At 64.5% G+C, this 14715-nt stretch carries 22 protein-coding genes and 1 pseudogene; 10 read left to right on the forward strand and 13 right to left on the reverse strand.

The features are described from left to right. Positions 1-32: 32 nt before the first annotated feature. The 3 genes from EN780_RS04755 to EN780_RS04765 all read right to left on the reverse strand — a co-directional run bounded on the left by EN780_RS04755 (position 33) and on the right by EN780_RS04765 (position 1261). Positions 33-458 carry a globin family protein gene (locus EN780_RS04755; RefSeq protein WP_127286481.1) on the reverse strand — a complete coding sequence of 142 codons (426 nt, stop codon included), beginning with the start codon at positions 456-458 and terminating at the stop codon, positions 33-35. A 133-nt stretch (positions 459-591) separates the two neighbouring features. Further along, positions 592-777 carry a hypothetical protein gene (locus tag EN780_RS04760; RefSeq protein ID WP_127310582.1) on the reverse strand — a complete coding sequence of 62 codons (186 nt, stop codon included), beginning with the start codon at positions 775-777 and terminating at the stop codon, positions 592-594. 34 nt (positions 778-811) lie between these two features. Further along, a complete protein-coding gene (locus tag EN780_RS04765) occupies positions 812-1261 on the reverse strand; it encodes a hypothetical protein (RefSeq protein ID WP_127286483.1) in 450 nt (149 codons plus the stop codon). Between the two features lie 561 nt (positions 1262-1822). On the opposite strand from EN780_RS04765, the gene EN780_RS04770 reads away from it, so the two are divergent. The 4 genes from EN780_RS04770 (at position 1823) to EN780_RS04785 (ending at position 3246) form a co-directional block, all read left to right on the forward strand. Further along, positions 1823-2368 carry a group 1 truncated hemoglobin gene (locus tag EN780_RS04770; protein WP_127310583.1) on the forward strand — a complete coding sequence of 182 codons (546 nt, stop codon included), beginning with the start codon at positions 1823-1825 and terminating at the stop codon, positions 2366-2368. Between the two features lie 208 nt (positions 2369-2576). Further along, positions 2577-2762, forward strand: coding sequence for a DUF3606 domain-containing protein (locus EN780_RS04775; protein ID WP_127310584.1), 186 nt, complete (start codon positions 2577-2579; stop codon positions 2760-2762). Further along, complete coding sequence (locus tag EN780_RS04780) at positions 2759-2944, forward strand: hypothetical protein (protein ID WP_128272381.1); 186 nt, start codon at positions 2759-2761, stop codon at positions 2942-2944. Before EN780_RS04775 ends, EN780_RS04780 begins: the two co-directional genes overlap by 4 nt. Next, entirely contained in the window at positions 2941-3246 is a 306-nt protein-coding gene (locus EN780_RS04785; RefSeq protein WP_128272383.1) for a hypothetical protein, read from the forward strand. Before EN780_RS04780 ends, EN780_RS04785 begins: the two co-directional genes overlap by 4 nt. A 30-nt stretch (positions 3247-3276) precedes the next feature. On the opposite strand, the gene EN780_RS04790 is transcribed toward EN780_RS04785, so the two are convergent. The 5 genes from EN780_RS04790 to EN780_RS04810 form a co-directional block, all read right to left on the reverse strand. Beyond that, the gene (locus EN780_RS04790) at positions 3277-3498 is read right to left on the reverse strand and encodes a KTSC domain-containing protein (RefSeq protein WP_127283929.1); all 222 of its coding nucleotides are present in this window, start codon (positions 3496-3498) and stop codon (positions 3277-3279) included. A gap of 26 nt (positions 3499-3524) precedes the next feature. Next, entirely contained in the window at positions 3525-3674 is a 150-nt protein-coding gene (locus EN780_RS04795; RefSeq protein ID WP_127283928.1) for a hypothetical protein, read from the reverse strand. Positions 3675-3720: 46 nt separating this feature from the next. Then, positions 3721-4005 carry a PRC-barrel domain containing protein gene (locus EN780_RS04800; RefSeq protein WP_127283927.1) on the reverse strand — a complete coding sequence of 95 codons (285 nt, stop codon included), beginning with the start codon at positions 4003-4005 and terminating at the stop codon, positions 3721-3723. 120 nt (positions 4006-4125) lie between these two features. After that, positions 4126-4320, reverse strand: a complete 195-nt coding sequence (locus EN780_RS04805; protein WP_127310587.1) for a hypothetical protein — start codon at positions 4318-4320, stop codon at positions 4126-4128. Between the two features lie 219 nt (positions 4321-4539). Beyond that, positions 4540-4863: a DUF2934 domain-containing protein gene (locus EN780_RS04810; RefSeq protein WP_127283925.1), complete on the reverse strand. Its 324-nt coding sequence runs from the start codon at positions 4861-4863 to the stop codon at positions 4540-4542. Between the two features lie 246 nt (positions 4864-5109). Here EN780_RS04810 and EN780_RS04815 point away from each other — a divergent pair, with 246 nt between their 5' ends. Next, on the forward strand, positions 5110-6333 hold the full coding sequence (locus EN780_RS04815) for an acyltransferase (protein ID WP_189556382.1): 1224 nt from the start codon (positions 5110-5112) through the stop codon (positions 6331-6333). A gap of 143 nt (positions 6334-6476) precedes the next feature. Beyond that, on the forward strand, positions 6477-7862 hold the full coding sequence (locus EN780_RS04820; RefSeq protein ID WP_189556384.1) for an FAD-binding oxidoreductase: 1386 nt from the start codon (positions 6477-6479) through the stop codon (positions 7860-7862). A gap of 69 nt (positions 7863-7931) precedes the next feature. Here the strand turns inward: EN780_RS04820 and EN780_RS04825 are convergent, their stop codons facing one another. Beyond that, complete coding sequence (locus EN780_RS04825; RefSeq protein WP_189556386.1) at positions 7932-8555, reverse strand: TetR/AcrR family transcriptional regulator; 624 nt, start codon at positions 8553-8555, stop codon at positions 7932-7934. A 216-nt stretch (positions 8556-8771) separates the two neighbouring features. Here EN780_RS04825 and EN780_RS04830 point away from each other — a divergent pair, with 216 nt between their 5' ends. Then, positions 8772-9896: an alpha-hydroxy acid oxidase gene (locus EN780_RS04830; protein WP_245494496.1), complete on the forward strand. Its 1125-nt coding sequence runs from the start codon at positions 8772-8774 to the stop codon at positions 9894-9896. 8 nt (positions 9897-9904) lie between these two features. Here EN780_RS04830 and EN780_RS04835 read toward each other — a convergent pair whose 3' ends face one another. Both EN780_RS04835 and EN780_RS04840 read right to left on the reverse strand, forming a co-directional pair. After that, positions 9905-10612, reverse strand: a complete 708-nt coding sequence (locus EN780_RS04835) for a BA14K family protein (RefSeq protein WP_128272390.1) — start codon at positions 10610-10612, stop codon at positions 9905-9907. 89 nt (positions 10613-10701) lie between these two features. Then, positions 10702-11796, reverse strand: a complete 1095-nt coding sequence (locus EN780_RS04840; protein WP_245478491.1) for a KamA family radical SAM protein — start codon at positions 11794-11796, stop codon at positions 10702-10704. A 468-nt stretch (positions 11797-12264) separates the two neighbouring features. Between EN780_RS04840 and EN780_RS04845 the strand changes: the two genes are divergently transcribed. After that, on the forward strand, positions 12265-12474 hold the full coding sequence (locus EN780_RS04845; protein WP_127283918.1) for a cold-shock protein: 210 nt from the start codon (positions 12265-12267) through the stop codon (positions 12472-12474). A gap of 45 nt (positions 12475-12519) precedes the next feature. Here EN780_RS04845 and EN780_RS38705 read toward each other — a convergent pair whose 3' ends face one another. Further along, positions 12520-12753, reverse strand: a complete 234-nt coding sequence (locus tag EN780_RS38705; RefSeq protein WP_189340710.1) for a hypothetical protein — start codon at positions 12751-12753, stop codon at positions 12520-12522. A gap of 164 nt (positions 12754-12917) precedes the next feature. Between EN780_RS38705 and EN780_RS04855 the strand changes: the two genes are divergently transcribed. Together EN780_RS04855 and EN780_RS39700 are read left to right on the forward strand one after the other, a co-directional pair. After that, positions 12918-13853: a hypothetical protein gene (locus tag EN780_RS04855; RefSeq protein WP_127283916.1), complete on the forward strand. Its 936-nt coding sequence runs from the start codon at positions 12918-12920 to the stop codon at positions 13851-13853. Positions 13854-13948: 95 nt separating this feature from the next. Next, a complete protein-coding gene (locus tag EN780_RS39700; protein WP_210215026.1) occupies positions 13949-14284 on the forward strand; it encodes a hypothetical protein in 336 nt (111 codons plus the stop codon). A gap of 122 nt (positions 14285-14406) precedes the next feature. Here EN780_RS39700 and EN780_RS04860 read toward each other — a convergent pair. Beyond that, a pseudogene (locus tag EN780_RS04860) lies at positions 14407-14715 on the reverse strand (cyclic nucleotide-gated potassium channel); the annotation flags it as partial.

A 14715-nucleotide genomic window follows, 5' to 3' on the forward strand; every position in this document is an offset into this window, starting at 1 on the left:
ACGGATTTATGAAGCCGCCGCCGCTCCTCCCCTCACGCCGCGATCTGCACCTCCCTCGCTGCCTCGATCATCACGCTCGCCAGCAAGCCATAAGCCGCCTCCCAGGCCTCGCGCACCGGTGGCGTGAAGGCGTCGCCGAGACCGGCAGCGAGCGTCTCGATCAGGGCCTGGCCGACGATCGGGTAGTGATGTTCCTCGACGCCGTAACCGACGTGGCGCCTGGCGAGATCGCGCACGGTGGGCAGGATGGTCTCGGCGCGGTCCAGCCCGTGCACGACGAAACCCAGCGCCGCCATCACCTTGGCGCCCTGCTTGGTCATGTCGCGCTCCGGAAACAGCGCCCGGAGATCGCCGTCGATGGCGAACAGGCGTTCATAGAACAAGGCGGCTGCGGCCACGCGGATCGGAACGACCTCGCGAAAGCTGTCCTGGACAAGGCGTATCTGGTCGGGTGTCATCGGCGTACTCCTGGGATTGGTAAGCGATGACTTTCCCTCCGGGGCGTTTCGCAGGAATGCCGCCGCTGTCGGCGACGTGTTTCAGCGCTGTCTCAATCCGGTATCAGGCAGGCTGCCGCTTTTCGCGGCGGGATCAGATGCCGTTCATGCCCCGCTGCTCCCTGTCGCGTCGGTTGAGGAGGCCCACCAGATCGTCGGCCTCTTCGATGGGCATGTCGATCAGGGGGACGCCGTCCTCGACGACCGGCAAACCGGTGAAGACGTCGACGATGTCCCACGTGCCTTCAGGTGTCTCTTCTATGCCGTAGCGTTGGGGCATGGCGCGGGTATCTAGGGCAGGCGCGAAGGGCTGGCTAGGTGCCCTTTGCCGCCTCCTCGATCAATTCCGCGACCAGGTTGCGGAACTTTGCGTCAGACTTGTCGCCTATGTTTCCGACGTCTTTCGCTACCATCCCGGGGGCCGACACGGACACCGCTCCGCTCACCTCGACACTGACTGTGAACATCCTTCTGACCGCATTTTCCGATTGCCGCTTCCTGTAGATCTCGAACCGCATCGACGGTGTCGATGCTTTGACCAAGCGATCGGATGCGGTGTCTATGTCGAAAGCCACCTCGCCAGCGACCTCGGCATTGGCCGCTTGCAACGATGCAACCACGACGTCATCCAGCCAGGCCCTCGCTTGCGCCTCAAAGTCCGCCACAGGCACATTTCGCTCCGCAGCCCTCGCATTGTCGGCGCCTCTCCTCTTCTGATTCCGGGCTTCCTTTCCGCGCTCAAGAGCTTCTTTGAACTTGGACATCCCGATGCCTCCGATCTTTCAGCGCATGAGGCCGGCCCGTCAGATCGGGCACGGTCCTCCCAATAGAACGCATGTGATCAGCGCACGTTGCGTCATCGTTTTTCCAACCCCGCGCCCACCGGCACCCATAAAGCCTTGGGATAGCTTGGGGTGAACGAGAAAGGCAGACTTCGCGTGATCCGCCGCCGGGTCGACAGGGCGCATGAACCCAGGGCGGCCTGATGCCATCGCGCCGACCGGGTGAGACTGCCGGATACAACGTCACGATGCGGGGAATCGCCGCGCAATCGGAGCTGCGAAGCCAGCGGTGCGGTTGGTAGGCCGGGACCGTTTCGAGCCCCAACCGCGCCGGCATGGTCAAATGCCGCTTGCAAACATGCGCCTCGCCTTCGCGCTGCCGGTCCTTCGCCCAGCCGGCTCAAACGGAACTAGTCGGGCGCGGCGCTCGTTAATGCCGCGGACCATGCCGGGTAAGGCAAAGTGGACATATCCGAAAATCAAATCATTGACGCCGCCAGACCAGGCCGCGGCTTGCTCTGGCCCAACGCGAAGGAACCAGAGATGAAAACGGCTGTTTCGACCTCTCTCACAAGACGAAGCGTCGTCGCGCTGGCGGTCGCCGCCGCATCGACGACTGTAGTGGTCACCAACAACGCGCTCGCGCAGGAGCAGGCCAAGCCTGAGAAAAGCCTGTACGAGCGGCTGGGCGGCGTGTTCGCCATCGCGGCGGTGGTGGATCACTTCAGCGACGCCATCGTGAAGAACCCGATCGTCGGCCAGAAATCCAAGAATGCGCAGCTGCGGAAATGGCACACCAAGAACCTCGAACGGCTGCCCGGCCTCAAATTCATGCGCACGCTGTGGGTCTGCGACGTTTCCGGCGGCCCGCTCAAGTTCGTGGCCACCAAGCCCGGCACGACGCCGCTCGGCCTCGAGGAAGCCCATCGCGACCTGCGGATCTCGCCGGCGGAGTTCGATGAGGTCGCGGCCGAACTCGGGCGGACGCTCGATCACTTCAAGGTTCCGAAGGCCGAGAAGACCGAGGTGCTTGAAGCCTTCGCCGCACACAAGGGCGAGGTTACCGCCGGCTACGACAAACAGGGCTGAAGCCCGGCCCGCAAGGTGATGCCCATTATGTTGTCGCCGATGGCTTGCAGAGTGCGTCGCGCGCCGTCGCCAGTTCTGTTGCGGGAGATCACGGCTCCGCCGCTCAAGGGGTGCCTGGCCGGCCACCACCGGCCCGCGCATGGAACCGGAGTCCGGGGTGCCGGCTTATATTAGCCAGAGCGCAGCAACGATATCTCGGGAGAAACCAATGGCCGACGACAAAAGCAACCGCGGCTTCCGCGACCAGGGTCGCGTCTCAGCCGACGAGGAGTACGAGGTCAGATATTTCGCCAAGCAGAACCGCATCACGCCGGATGAGGTCCGCGCGCTGATACGCGAGCACGGCAATGACCGGAAAAGGCTGGCGCGGGAGGCCAGGAAGCTGCGCGGATGACGAAACTTTCCGATCTCGGGCCGCCCAACGCCGGCACCCGGCGCGGAAATCCTCCGGGCGGATATCCGGCCTGTCATTTCTATCTCTACCCCAGATGCGGCCAGCCGGTCGACATGCGCGACCTGCGCCAGGTGATCTGGCATCAGCGGACCGAACATGAGCGGCTGGACATTGACCGATGATCAGGCGCGGACCCGCGAGAGGCGTTGGTGTCGGCGATGAGGTTGCCATCCATGCCACCGTTCTGCGGCGGATCGACGAGGAACGGGTAAGCGTCAGCATTCCGACCTATGGGCATCCGCATTCGATAGCCGACCGCACGGCCAGGAACGGCCAGAACATCGAGCTGATAGGGGAAGTCACGCGCATCGATGAGCAGGCCGGCAAGGTGACGGTGAACCTGCGGCCGGTCGTGACGGTCGATCTGGACCAGGTGAAGCTGGTGACGGGATACGAACCGCCCCGTCCTCCCGGTGGCGCGTAACGACAAACCGGACTGAAGCCGGAGCCACGGTCATTCGGGATCGGCGTTGCCGCCGGGCACGAGACGGTGGCTGAAGCGATTGCGGATGTGGTCGTTGAAATACCGGCCCTTGGCGAAGGCGGACCGGAATGCCGCGAACGTCTCCGGCGGAACACCCTGAAACTCATAGTGCTTGCCGCTTGCCACGAACCATACCGAGAGGATGCGGCGTTCCGGATCGTAATCCGTCTTGCGTATCGAGGTTGACGGCATGCCTGCCAATTCCTGGTCTTGCCCGCTCAATGCCGCTTGAAATACTGCACCTCGCGCTCGTGCTTCTCGGCCGCCTCGCGGCTGTCGAAGGTGCCGAGGTTACGGCGGCGGCCGGTCTTTTCGTCCTTCTTGCGCGAATAGAGCCGGTACTTTCCGGATTTGAGTTTTCGGATCATCGTGTTTCTCCCGAAGAGGAAGGCCCGGCCGTGCCGGGCCCCTCTTTCAGTCCTGGTGCTCGGGCATGTCCTCGAGCTGGTCCTTCGTCCAGAAGGTGACGGCGTGGACGTCGCCGTCTTCGTCGCGCATGAAATCGAGCTGCATGGCGGGAACCGCGACGGGTTTGGCGCCGATGCCAAGGAAGCCGCCGACGTCGATGACGACCTGGCTGCCATGCATGTGGTCGACGGAGCCGATCTTCTCGTCGTCAGGGCCGTAGATGGTCGCGCCTTCGAGGATGGCCGGGGTCAGCTCGGCATTGGTGAGCCTTACGTGGTTGGTGTGATCCATGGCGTGGTCTCCTTCGGGGTTATGAAGGATGAACCTGCGAAGGCACCAAGAGTTCCGACAGAACAGAGGACGTGGTCAGCACGGGCCAAGGCGGCCCCGCCGGCCACCCGCGAAAGGCGGCTAGCGGCGCGGTTGCGGTCTCGCCACCGTCTCCAAAGGGCTCTCCGAGAGCCGGGCCGAGCGCTGCTCACCAAGCCGGGACGACCTCTTCTTCGGTTTCGGCTCCGCTTTGGGGATCGGCGCCTTGGCGATCAGGTAGTCGGCCCGATTTGTCCGGTAGTCTTCCTTGTGCACAGACGTTTTCGGCATAGACATTTTTGATCTCCCTGCTGAGATCAACGCACAGCGACCCCACCCTGTTCCCGGTTTCCTCAGCAAGCCGAAGCTATTTGTTCGTGCGTAGTTGCGGGCGGAAGGCCGTCGCTCATTTTTCCTGAGTTGCAGGACGGAAAACCGCCGCGCATTTTCCTGGAATTGCTTTCGCCAAGCGCAATTCCGGACGAAAAACCGCCACGCACTTTTCCTGGAATTGCTTTAAAGCCGCCGTCTCGCCTTGAGGCTGCGGGCGGCGGCCTCGATCGCGGCGCGGTCGCTGCCCAGCCTGTCGATCAGTTCTTGCGCCTCGTCGCCGGTTATGCCGGTGCGCATGGCCAGTTCCTCGACCGTCAGTATGTCGGTGCTGGCGATCTTGCGGGTTTCCGGCAGGGCGTCATCGGCCGTCAGCGGCAAGGCCGCCTCGCGGTCGATTTCCGCCTCGGCCTGGCTCCAGTGCCGGTCGTGATTGCCGAACAAACGGCCCTCGCGTTCCCAGATTTCATAGGCACGCTGCCTGATCTTCTCCAGCCGATCGTCACCCATTGTCGGTCTCTCCATTTCAGCTTTTGCTCAAACGCCCGGCGCGGCCGAACGATCCCAGGAATCTACGCAATCATCGGTTGATGCCCGGATGATCCAGCATCCGAAAGCGGTAGCGCGGCGCATATGGGTGTATACCTATGCGCCTGTTCTTTTCCCGGCGTGACACGCCTAGAGTCCGGCCACGGTGTGGCAACCCGGCGGAGCAACACGTGCCGCTGCATAAAGCACGTGACCTGGACTGACCCGATGAGGGCTGTGTTCGCATTCGTCACCCTGGGGCTGGCGGCGCTGGCCGCAAGCATGCTCTTCATGCTTCTTCTGCGGGCCTATCCGGCCCTCCATGGTGACCGGGGCCGGCTGCCCGGCTCGCCGCTGACGGGGACGGCGAGCAATCGAGTGGCGGGGGTCTCGTCACGGATCGGCGAGGAATACGAGCTCACCACCAGGCAGATTTCGGCGTCGCGGGAAAAGCTGTTCTGGAACAATATCCAGATCCTCAGGCTCACAGCCGCCTATGGCATCGTCTACGTCCATCTCGAGCCTGTCTTCATCGCCATCGGCGCCGGGTCGACGATCGTCGATATGCTGCGCTTCGGAACCGACCTGTTCCTTGTCGTGTCGGGGTTCCTTTCGGCACATGTGCTCAGCCGGCCGGGCAGGACGGCGCCGGCCTATCTGCGCGACCGGGCCATTCGCATCCTGCCGCTCTACTGGCTGTTTACGCTGGCGGCCTTCTTCGCCAAGGACTGGGTGACGGGCTACGGCACGCCGACCGTGCGCGAGCTGGTGATGTCGATGCTGTTTATCCCCTATGGACCTTATCCGATCCTGCATCCGACCTGGACGCTGGTGATCATCGTCCAGTTCAGCCTGATCATGGCCGCCTGCCTTGCGGTGAGCCGTCGCAATGCCGCTTACCTGGCCTCGGCCTTCGTCGTCCTGCTCGTGCTGCTCGGCAGGATATTTCGGCCGCAGAACCCGGCGCTGGCGGCCTACACCGATCCGATCCTGATCGACTTCGCCTTCGGCGTCCTCATCTACAAGGCGCTTGGAGGCGAGCAGCGCTGGCCGGCGCAGGATCGCGCCGTCGGATGGGCGCTACTGGCGCTCGGCATCGGCATGGCGGCGGTGGTGCTGAGGCCGATGTTCTGGGCGGACCTGCCCCGGCTCGTCGGGCTTGGCCTGCCGGCAGCGCTGCTGCTGTTCGGTACGGTGATCCTGGAGAGGTCGGGCCATGTCGTGCGGTCGGCGGCGGTCAATTTCGTCGCCAGATGCACCTTTGCCATCTATCTATGCCACCAGTTCGTCAATGGTGCGTCCGAGAAGATCGTGTCGCTCGACCCGACCTCGCGCATCGTTCATGTCCTCGTCCTGGTGGCCACACCCCTGCTTGTCACCATCGTCGCCGTATTCATCTTCAGCTATGTCGAAGCGCCTGTGACACGCCATCTCAAAGGGCATTTGGGCTAGCCTCGGCCTCAGATGATGATTGTCGTCGGCATTCTACTTGGCTAAGCCACCGGTCAAGTGTGAGCGGCCAGCGCATCACAGCCCAGCGCGGTTGTGAGTGTGAGGTCATTTGCCGTCAGAGCGCCCAAACCCCTGGAGCCTGCATGTCCTCCCTCCTGCCTTTCCTCCGCGCCGCCTGCCCCAACGCCACCATCTGGGACTCCACCGAGCTCGCCTCCCGCGATCCTGGCTTCGATGCCCGCAATTTCGGCGCCACCGCGCTGGTGCGGCCGGTCGACACCACAGGCGTCGCGGCGCTGGTCAAATTCTGCGCGGCGCGCGGCCTCAGCCTCGTCGCCCAGGGCGGTCGCACCGGCCTGACGGGGGCCGCTGCGACTGTGGAAGGCCAGATCATCTGCGACCTCGGCGGCCTGAACAGGGTGGAAGAGATCGATCCGTTCGCGCGTGTCGCCATCGTCGGAGCCGGCACGCCGCTCTCGGTGCTGCAGCAGGCGGCGGCCGCGCATGCGCTCGATCCCGGCATCGACCTTGCGGCGCGCGGCTCCTGCACCATTGGCGGCATGGTTTCCACCAATGCCGGCGGCATCATGGCCTTTCGCAACGGCACGATGCGCCATCGCGTGCTCGGCCTCGAAGCAGTGCTGCCCGACGGCAGCATATTTTCCGACCTGACGCGGGTGCTGAAGACCAGCGCCGGTTACGATCTTAAGCACCTGTTCATCGGCGCCGAAGGCACCCTCGGCATCGTCACCCGCGTCGCCTTGCGGCTCGATCCGGTGGCGGGCGCCAGCGCCACGGCGCTGGTCGGCGTGCCGGACGCGGCCAGCGCGCAGCGCATCGTGCGGCATTTCCTCGAGCGTACCCAGACGCGGCTCAACGCCGCCGAGATCCTGTGGCAGCGTTTCGCCGCTGCCATGAACCGCATGCTCGGCTTCGCGCCCGGCCAGTTGCCGCTCGATGCCCCTTGTCTGCTGGTGCTCGAGCTCGGCGCCGACAGCGTCGAGGCCGCGCGAGAAGCGCTGGAGGATGGGCTGGCGGCGATCTGGGAGGAAGCCGGCATCGTCGACGGGCTCGTCGCCAGCTCGGTCGCACAGGCCGAGGCGATCTGGCGGCTGCGCGAGGAGACCGAGATGATCGAGCGCATGCACCATCTGCCGCCTTCCTTCGACGTGTCGGTGCCGGCGGGCGGGCTCGATGCCTATGTGGCGCGCATCGAGGCCGGGTTGAAAGCAATCGACGCGACTTACGCGCCCTATGTGTTCGGCCATCTCGCCGACGGCAATCTGCACATCTCGATCAACACAGACGGGCCGGTCCCGCACGCGCTGCACGAGGCGATCGAGGACGTGCTCTATGAAGGCTTGCAGGCAAGCGGCGGCTCGTTCTCGGCCGAGCACGGCGTCGGCCTCGACAAGCGCGACGCCTATGAGCGCCACGTCGACCCGGTCAAGCAGGCGCTGGCCAGGGCGATCAAGGAGATGATCGATCCGGCTAATGTGATGAATCCGGGGAAGATTATCGCCGGCTAGGGTGGTGGGCGTTGCGCTCTGAGAAACCGGCCCGAGGCACCCTCCTCTGGTCTGCCGACCATCTCCCCCTCAAGGGGGGAGATTGCTCGCTCCATCGATTTCGCCGATCGCCAAGGAACCTGCCGGCTCTCCCATCACCAGCCGCTTCGCGGCCTCCGCTGCCGCCGTGCAGTAGTCGCGGTCGCCGTGTACGAGGATCATCACCATGGCGCCCTCGACCAGCAGGAACAGCTCTCGCGCCCGCTCGCCGGGCGACGGCACCTTCGCCTCGGCAAGCAGGCTCGCCAGCTGCCGTTCCATCAGCGCCTTGTGCTCGCGCGCCATAGAGCGCGCGGGATGGCCGTTAAGGTCGGCGAGCTCGATCGCGAGGCGAGTGAAACCCGATCCCGCCCAGCGCGGCTTGGCCGACCATGTGGCCAGTCCCTTGAACAGCTTGTCGATCAGCTGCTCGGCGCCGCCCGACAGGTCGATGCCGTAGGTCTGGAACTCGGCGAAGGCGCGCTCGTGCTGCGAGGCGAGCACCGCCGTCAGCAGCGCGTCCTTGCTGTCGAAATGGTAGTAGAGCGTCTTCTTGGTGACGCCGGCGGCGACCGCGATCTCGTCCATGCCGACGCGGAAGAACCCGCGGCGGCGAAACAGCTTGTAGGCCGCCTGCAGTATCGCTGGTCTGGTCTGGTCGGACGATCGGGGCACGGGGCTGGGAGCGCTCGAATGTATACTCGCTAGTGAGTTTACATCGCCGGCGACGGCGCATTCAATGGGCCCGCACTATCAGCAGTGGCTAATATTCGTTGGGAGACGACGATGGACAGGCTGATCACCGCAGTACCCGAACTCCAACAATCGAGTGAAGCAGCAGTGGTTCGCGACCGGGCCAGGGCGTCACCCGCGGCGGCGCCGCTCAAGGGCATGACCTGCATCGAGGACCTCAGGCAGGCTGCCCGCCGGCGCGTGCCAAAGGCCTTTTTCGACTATGTCGAGGCCGGCGCCTATTCCGAGCAGACGCTGCGCGCCAACCGCGCCGATCTCGAGCGGCTCACCTTCCGCCAACGGGTGCTGGTCGATGTCGCGCAACGTGACACCGCGACGACGATGTTGGGCGAAAAAGCCGCGCTGCCGATCGCGCTGGCGCCGATCGGCTTAGGCGGCATGCAGTGGGCCGATGGCGAAATCCTCGCCTGCCGCGCCGCGCAGACCGCCGGCGTGCCTTATACGCTCGGCACGATGTCGATCTGCTCGATCGAAGACGTCGCCGAGGCGGTCGCAAAACCATTCTGGTTCCAGCTCTATGTGATGAAGGATCGCGGCTTCGTGCGCTCGCTGGTCGAGCGCGCCATCGCCGCCCGCTGCGGCGCGCTGGTGCTCACCGTCGACCTGCAGGTGCTGGGCCAACGCCACGCCGACATCAGGAACGGGCTTGCGGTGCCGCCGTCGCTGAAACTGCGCAACATCCTCGACATGGCGGCAAGGCCGGGCTGGGCCTGGCGCATGCTCAGCGCCAGGCGCTGGACCTTCGGCAATCTCGCCGGCCATGTGAAAGGCGAGCGGGGCGTCAAGGAACTGGCCGACTGGGTGTCGCACCAGTTCGACGCGACGCTCAACTGGAGCGACGTCGAATGGATCCGGAGCATCTGGCCGGGCAAGCTCATCATCAAGGGCATCCTCGACGCCGAGGACGCACGCACCGCCAGCAAGGCCGGCGCAAGCGCCATCGTGGTGTCCAACCATGGCGGCCGCCAGTTGGACGGCGCGCCGTCGACGATCTCCAAGCTGCCGCGGATCGTCGAGGCTGTCGGCTCAGAAACCGAGGTGCTGTTCGATGGCGGCGTGCGCTCGGGCCAGGACGTGATGCGGGCCCTCGCCCGCGGCGCCAGCGGCTGCCTGGTCGGACGGGCCTATATCTACGGCCTCGGCGCCGGCGGCGAGGCCGGTGTGGCGACGGCCATCGAGATCCTGCGCAAGGAGCTATCCGTCACCATGGCGCTGACCGGGACGAGAAGCATCGACGAGATCGACGAGAGGGTGCTGGATTAGCGGGGCGCTTACTCGCACTGCTGGCGCGGGCCGCCGTCGTAGGGCTGGTAGCTGTTGTCTTCCGGGCGGTAGGAGCGGTAGCGGCTGAAGCAATAGTCGATATGGTCGGCGGAAACCCCGGCTGACGCGCCCTCGCCCGACGTGTCGTCGCCCGGCCAGCCCTGGTAGGTGGTGGCGAAGCCATCCATCGCGGCGGCCTTCATGGGAGTGTCCCGCACCTTGACGTAACCCTGGTCGGCGGCGCCGGCATCGAGATAGGGCGAGATGCAGGGGCGCTGCTCGCCGCTGTAGGACCTGTAGCTATTGTCGTCGAGGCGATAGGAGCGGTAGCGGCTTTCGCACCATTCGACATGGGAGGCCGGCAAGTCCATCGTGGCCTCCGCGCCTTCCGCGGCTGCGGCCGGCGCCTCGCCAGGAGCTTGACCGTCGTCCGCCGGCGGCTCGATCGAGGCGGTCACCTCGGGCCCGATCTCGGGCTTTGCGGCATCGGCGGGCTTGGGGTCGGCCGGAACCGGGCGGGCGGGAACGCGCTCGAGAGCCTGCTTGGCCGCGCCGACCCGCTCGGCGTTTCTGGTCCAGAGCTCGGCCACGCTTTGGCTCGGCGCGACCACGCCTACCGGTTTGGCGGCCAGCAGCCAGGTGGCGAAGGCCAGTCCACTGGCGAAGATCGTGAGGGTCAGCACGAAGCCGCCCAGAATTCCCAACAGAGGTTTCACGCCACGCTTCCTTCAGCCCCCGCTCATAAAATGCGGAGCCGTAAGGCTGGTTCCAACGGAGGAGCCAGAGGCAAGCGCTTCCAGCGAACTTACTCCCTCACCACCTCCCTGTACGCCGTCGCCTTCCCATCGTGTCCGCGGATGCGCCAGGTCTCCCCGTCACACCCCTCGATGTGGCTCGGTCCCAGCGGCACCTTGCCGCCGCCTTCGGGCAGGTCGATGACATAGGTCGGGTTGCAGATGCCGGAGAGGCGCGCTCGCAGCGCGCTCACCAGCGCCTGGCCTTCGGCGATGGTCGTGCGGCGATGCGCCATGCCGCGCGCGAGGTCACCGTGGTGGAGGTAGTAGGGCTTGACGCCGAGCCGGTACATCAGCTCGCGGCAGAGCTCCTCCAGCACCTCGACACTGTCGTTGACGCCTTTGAGCAGGACGCTCTGGTTGAGCAGCACGAAGCCGGCCTGCCTAAGCCGGCGGCAAGCGGCTTCGGTGGCGTCGGTGATCTCGCGCGGGTGGTTGAAGTGCGTCACCACCGTCACCATCAGCCTGCCGTCCAGCGCCCCGACCAGCCCGGCGGTGATGCGCGAGGGCAGCGCGACAGGCACGCGGGTGTGGATGCGCAACAGCCGCACATGCGGGATCGCCTCGATGCGGGCGCGGATTTCGCCAAGCGCCTTGTCGGGCAGCGACAGCGGGTCGCCGCCGGTCAGGATCACCTCGCGGATCTCAGGGTGATCGGCAATGTAGGCGAACGCCTCTTCGAGCGCTTCTCGGGTGTAGCCGCGGCCGATCGCGGTCAGCGACTCCTTGCGGAAGCAGAAGCGGCAATAGACCGCGCATTGATAGGTCGGGAACAAAAGCACCCGGTCGGCATGGCGATGCGTCAGCCGCGGCACCGGGCTGTAGGCATGGTCGGCGATCGGATCGTCGAGCTCGCCTTCCGCCTCGACCAGTTCGTCCGGCGACGGGATCACCTGCGCGCGGATCGGGTCGCCTGGGTCGTTCCAGTCGATCAGGTCGAGATAGGGTTTTGGGATGCGCACCTTGTGGTTCACCGCGGCTTCCTGCGCGGCCGCGCGCTCGGCGGGCGACAGCGGCAGCGCGGCGAGATCGCGCACATGGCGCACGCCGGCGCGGACATCGTCCTGCCAGGCGGGATCGGCGGCGCGCTGATCGCTTGCGTTCATGTCGTTGAATTTGGCGTCTGTCGTCATCGGGGAGTTGCTCGGTAGCGGTTCGCGCGCAGCTATCGAGCGTATGGCCGGCCGGGTCAACTGCCTGTCGCTGCTGTTGGTCGATCGCCGCGATCCTTCGCGCCTCTCTCCGCCCTGCGGGCATCTTCCGAGCTTGGGGTAGATTGACAGCCTGGCTGGTGTCTCCGACCCCTGGCCCATGGTGGCCGAGTCACTCCAGGCGAATGAAAATAGCCAAACCGAAACCGGCCTATCTTTTTGAGAAAAAGAATTATTTTCACACTACGCCTTGTTCGCGGACCCACAACGCTCTATGTTGCAAGTATCGATCTTGCTTGTTGAACCTTGTTCTGGCGCAATCCGCGCTCTCGGCGATCTTCCTCTCAAAATCGATCTGAAATCGTTTGCCGCGCAGGCTGTGCGGCGAGCAGTTTATCTATGGATGATTGAAAGGATATCGTCGTGAATACTGGAACCGTGAAGTTCTTCAATGCCACCAAGGGTTTTGGCTTCATCGAGGTCGGCAACGGCCAGCCCGATGTTTTCGTGCACATCTCGGCCGTCGAGCGCGCCGGCATGCGGTCCCTCGTCGAGGGACAGAAGGTCAGCTTCGAAATCGTGAAGGACAACCGCAACGGCAAGAGTTCGGCGGAGAACCTTCAGGCTGCGTAAGGAGATTGCGCTTCTGGTCGTTGACCACGGATGTACTGGCACCGATCATCGAGGCGCATAGGAGAGGCCGGGTTTCGCCCGGCCTTTTTTCTTTTCATCATTGGAGACCGTCATATGCGACAACAGCCGGTACCCGAAGGAATATTCAAGCCGAAGCCGACTGCCATCGAAACGAAGCAGGACGCCACGACCAGGGCGGCCCGCCAGATCATCGATGGTGAAGCGGCCGAACGCGAGCGAAAGACCGAACGCTTGAGGCAGGCCAGGCTTGCCATGCAAGCTGTCGAGGCAGCCAGCCCCGCGGCCAGGTCGCCCGCGAAGAAGCGAACGGGCAGGCGCAAACAGGCGTAGGCGGTACAAGTCGGGCGACGAAGCTGCCCTGCCCATAGGTATTTGAGCGAAATGGTATTAATCTGCGCAGGCTGGGCTTTCGGGGCAAGCCAATGGATTTCAGCGCAGGCCATGGCTACCTTCTCATCGGCGGCCTCATCCTGGTTGGCGCCGGGCTGCTGATCCTGTCGCTGATCGTCAATCTGCGCGTGGCGCACAGCGTGCGCGACGACGTGCGCCATCGTGAAAAGCTGCTGGAATATTACCGCAACATCTTTTCGCAGCTGGGCGTGATCCTGATCGGCATCGGCGTGTCGCTGTTCATCTTCTTCTTCCAGCAGAATTATCAGGACCAGCGCAGACGCGAGACGGAACTGCAGCAGGTCATGGCAAAATTGGCGGCGCGCCTTGCGCGTGGCGCGCCCGTCGTCGAAACGCTTGGCGAATTCGACGAGGTGCTGGATGAAGGCGGCGCCTATGTCAGTCCCGAGCTCGGCGGCAAGAACGCCGCGATCAGCGCCGAAGGACCCGAGCTTGGCAAGCAGGTCGCCAAGATCCAGCTCGTCGAGCGCGACGTCGATGTCCGCGACTTCGACATCCTGAACCTGTCGCGCGACTTCGAGACGTCGTTCGTCGTCAACGAGCTCGATCCGACGCTTTGGTTCAACATCGTGCGCGACGAGAACGAGATCAAATACGCCACCACCCAGCTCGCCCTGGACTACAAGGATCTGCAGGATGCTATCGGCGGCGAGGCGATCGAGGCTGCCGTGGCCAATCCCGACAAGGAGAGCAAGATCAAGCATGAGATGCTCGACATCCTCTACGATGCCGACCTGCTGCGCCAGCGCAGCAGGCGATTTCTCGCCCGCGCCTGCTGGCTGTTCAGCAAGGGCAAGGGCTTCGTCGCCCTTGCCCCGGTCGAGGCCATCGAGGCCGATGCAAGGTCGCAGCAGGAATGGATCGAGCGATCGAAGCCGCTGCTGGCGCAGACGAAGTCGGGCAGCGGCGATTGCTTCAAACTGCTCCGCTACGGGCAGGCGTCGTGAGTGGACGACCGGCGGGGGCATGCTATTTTCAGTGAAGCGTCACCTGCACATGGACGCGCGAGCGAGCAGCGCCCGCCGAATGCGTGAGGAACGCCATGCGACGGCTCATCTTCTCGGCAATATGCATCGCCGCCACGACGGGCGCCAACGCGCATGACTGGTACGAAGACAAGATTGACCCGCTGACGAAATTCAAGTGCTGCGGTGGTCATGATTGCCGCGCCATACCTCAGTCCTCGGTTCAGTCAAGGACCGACGGCGGGTACACCTACCTGCCGCATGGCTTTACCATACCGCGGGAGCGCGTCCAGGAATCCCCGGACGGCCAATACCACATCTGCGAGAATACATACGTCATAACCAATCAGCCGTATTTGCGATGCTTTTTCGCGCCTCGCGTCAAGGTCTCCTCCCTGCTGCTCCCACGTTGAAGCCAATACTGCGTGTCGCGGCAAGGATCTGCATCGGCAGGCAATTGGCAACCTCCCCGTCGCATCCTCTTCGTGAGGACTCAGGATCGATGAAACAGTCCGGGACTGCACACCTGGTGCGGTCAAGCCATCGGTGCCGCGCCGCGCCGCTCGAGCGCGGTCTTGCGGATGATCTCCGCGATCTCCGGGCTGCTGCTGCAAAGCATCTGGAAATCCGCCGAGTGCAGCGACAGGAGCGAGACCGCCGTTGCGGCGCTGACGGTTGCCATACGCGGTTCGCCGCTGATCAGCGCCATCTCACCGAAGAAGGCGCCAGGGCCAAGCTCCACCGGGCTCGGCGTCGCGACGCTGACGCGTCCCTCCGCGACGAAGAACATCTGATCACCAGGCTCGCCAATGCGGCAGATCACGGCGCCCGCGGGCACCGTGCG

It is taken from the genome of Mesorhizobium sp. M4B.F.Ca.ET.089.01.1.1, from assembly GCF_004022605.1.
Classification (GTDB): domain Bacteria; phylum Pseudomonadota; class Alphaproteobacteria; order Rhizobiales; family Rhizobiaceae; genus Mesorhizobium; species Mesorhizobium abyssinicae.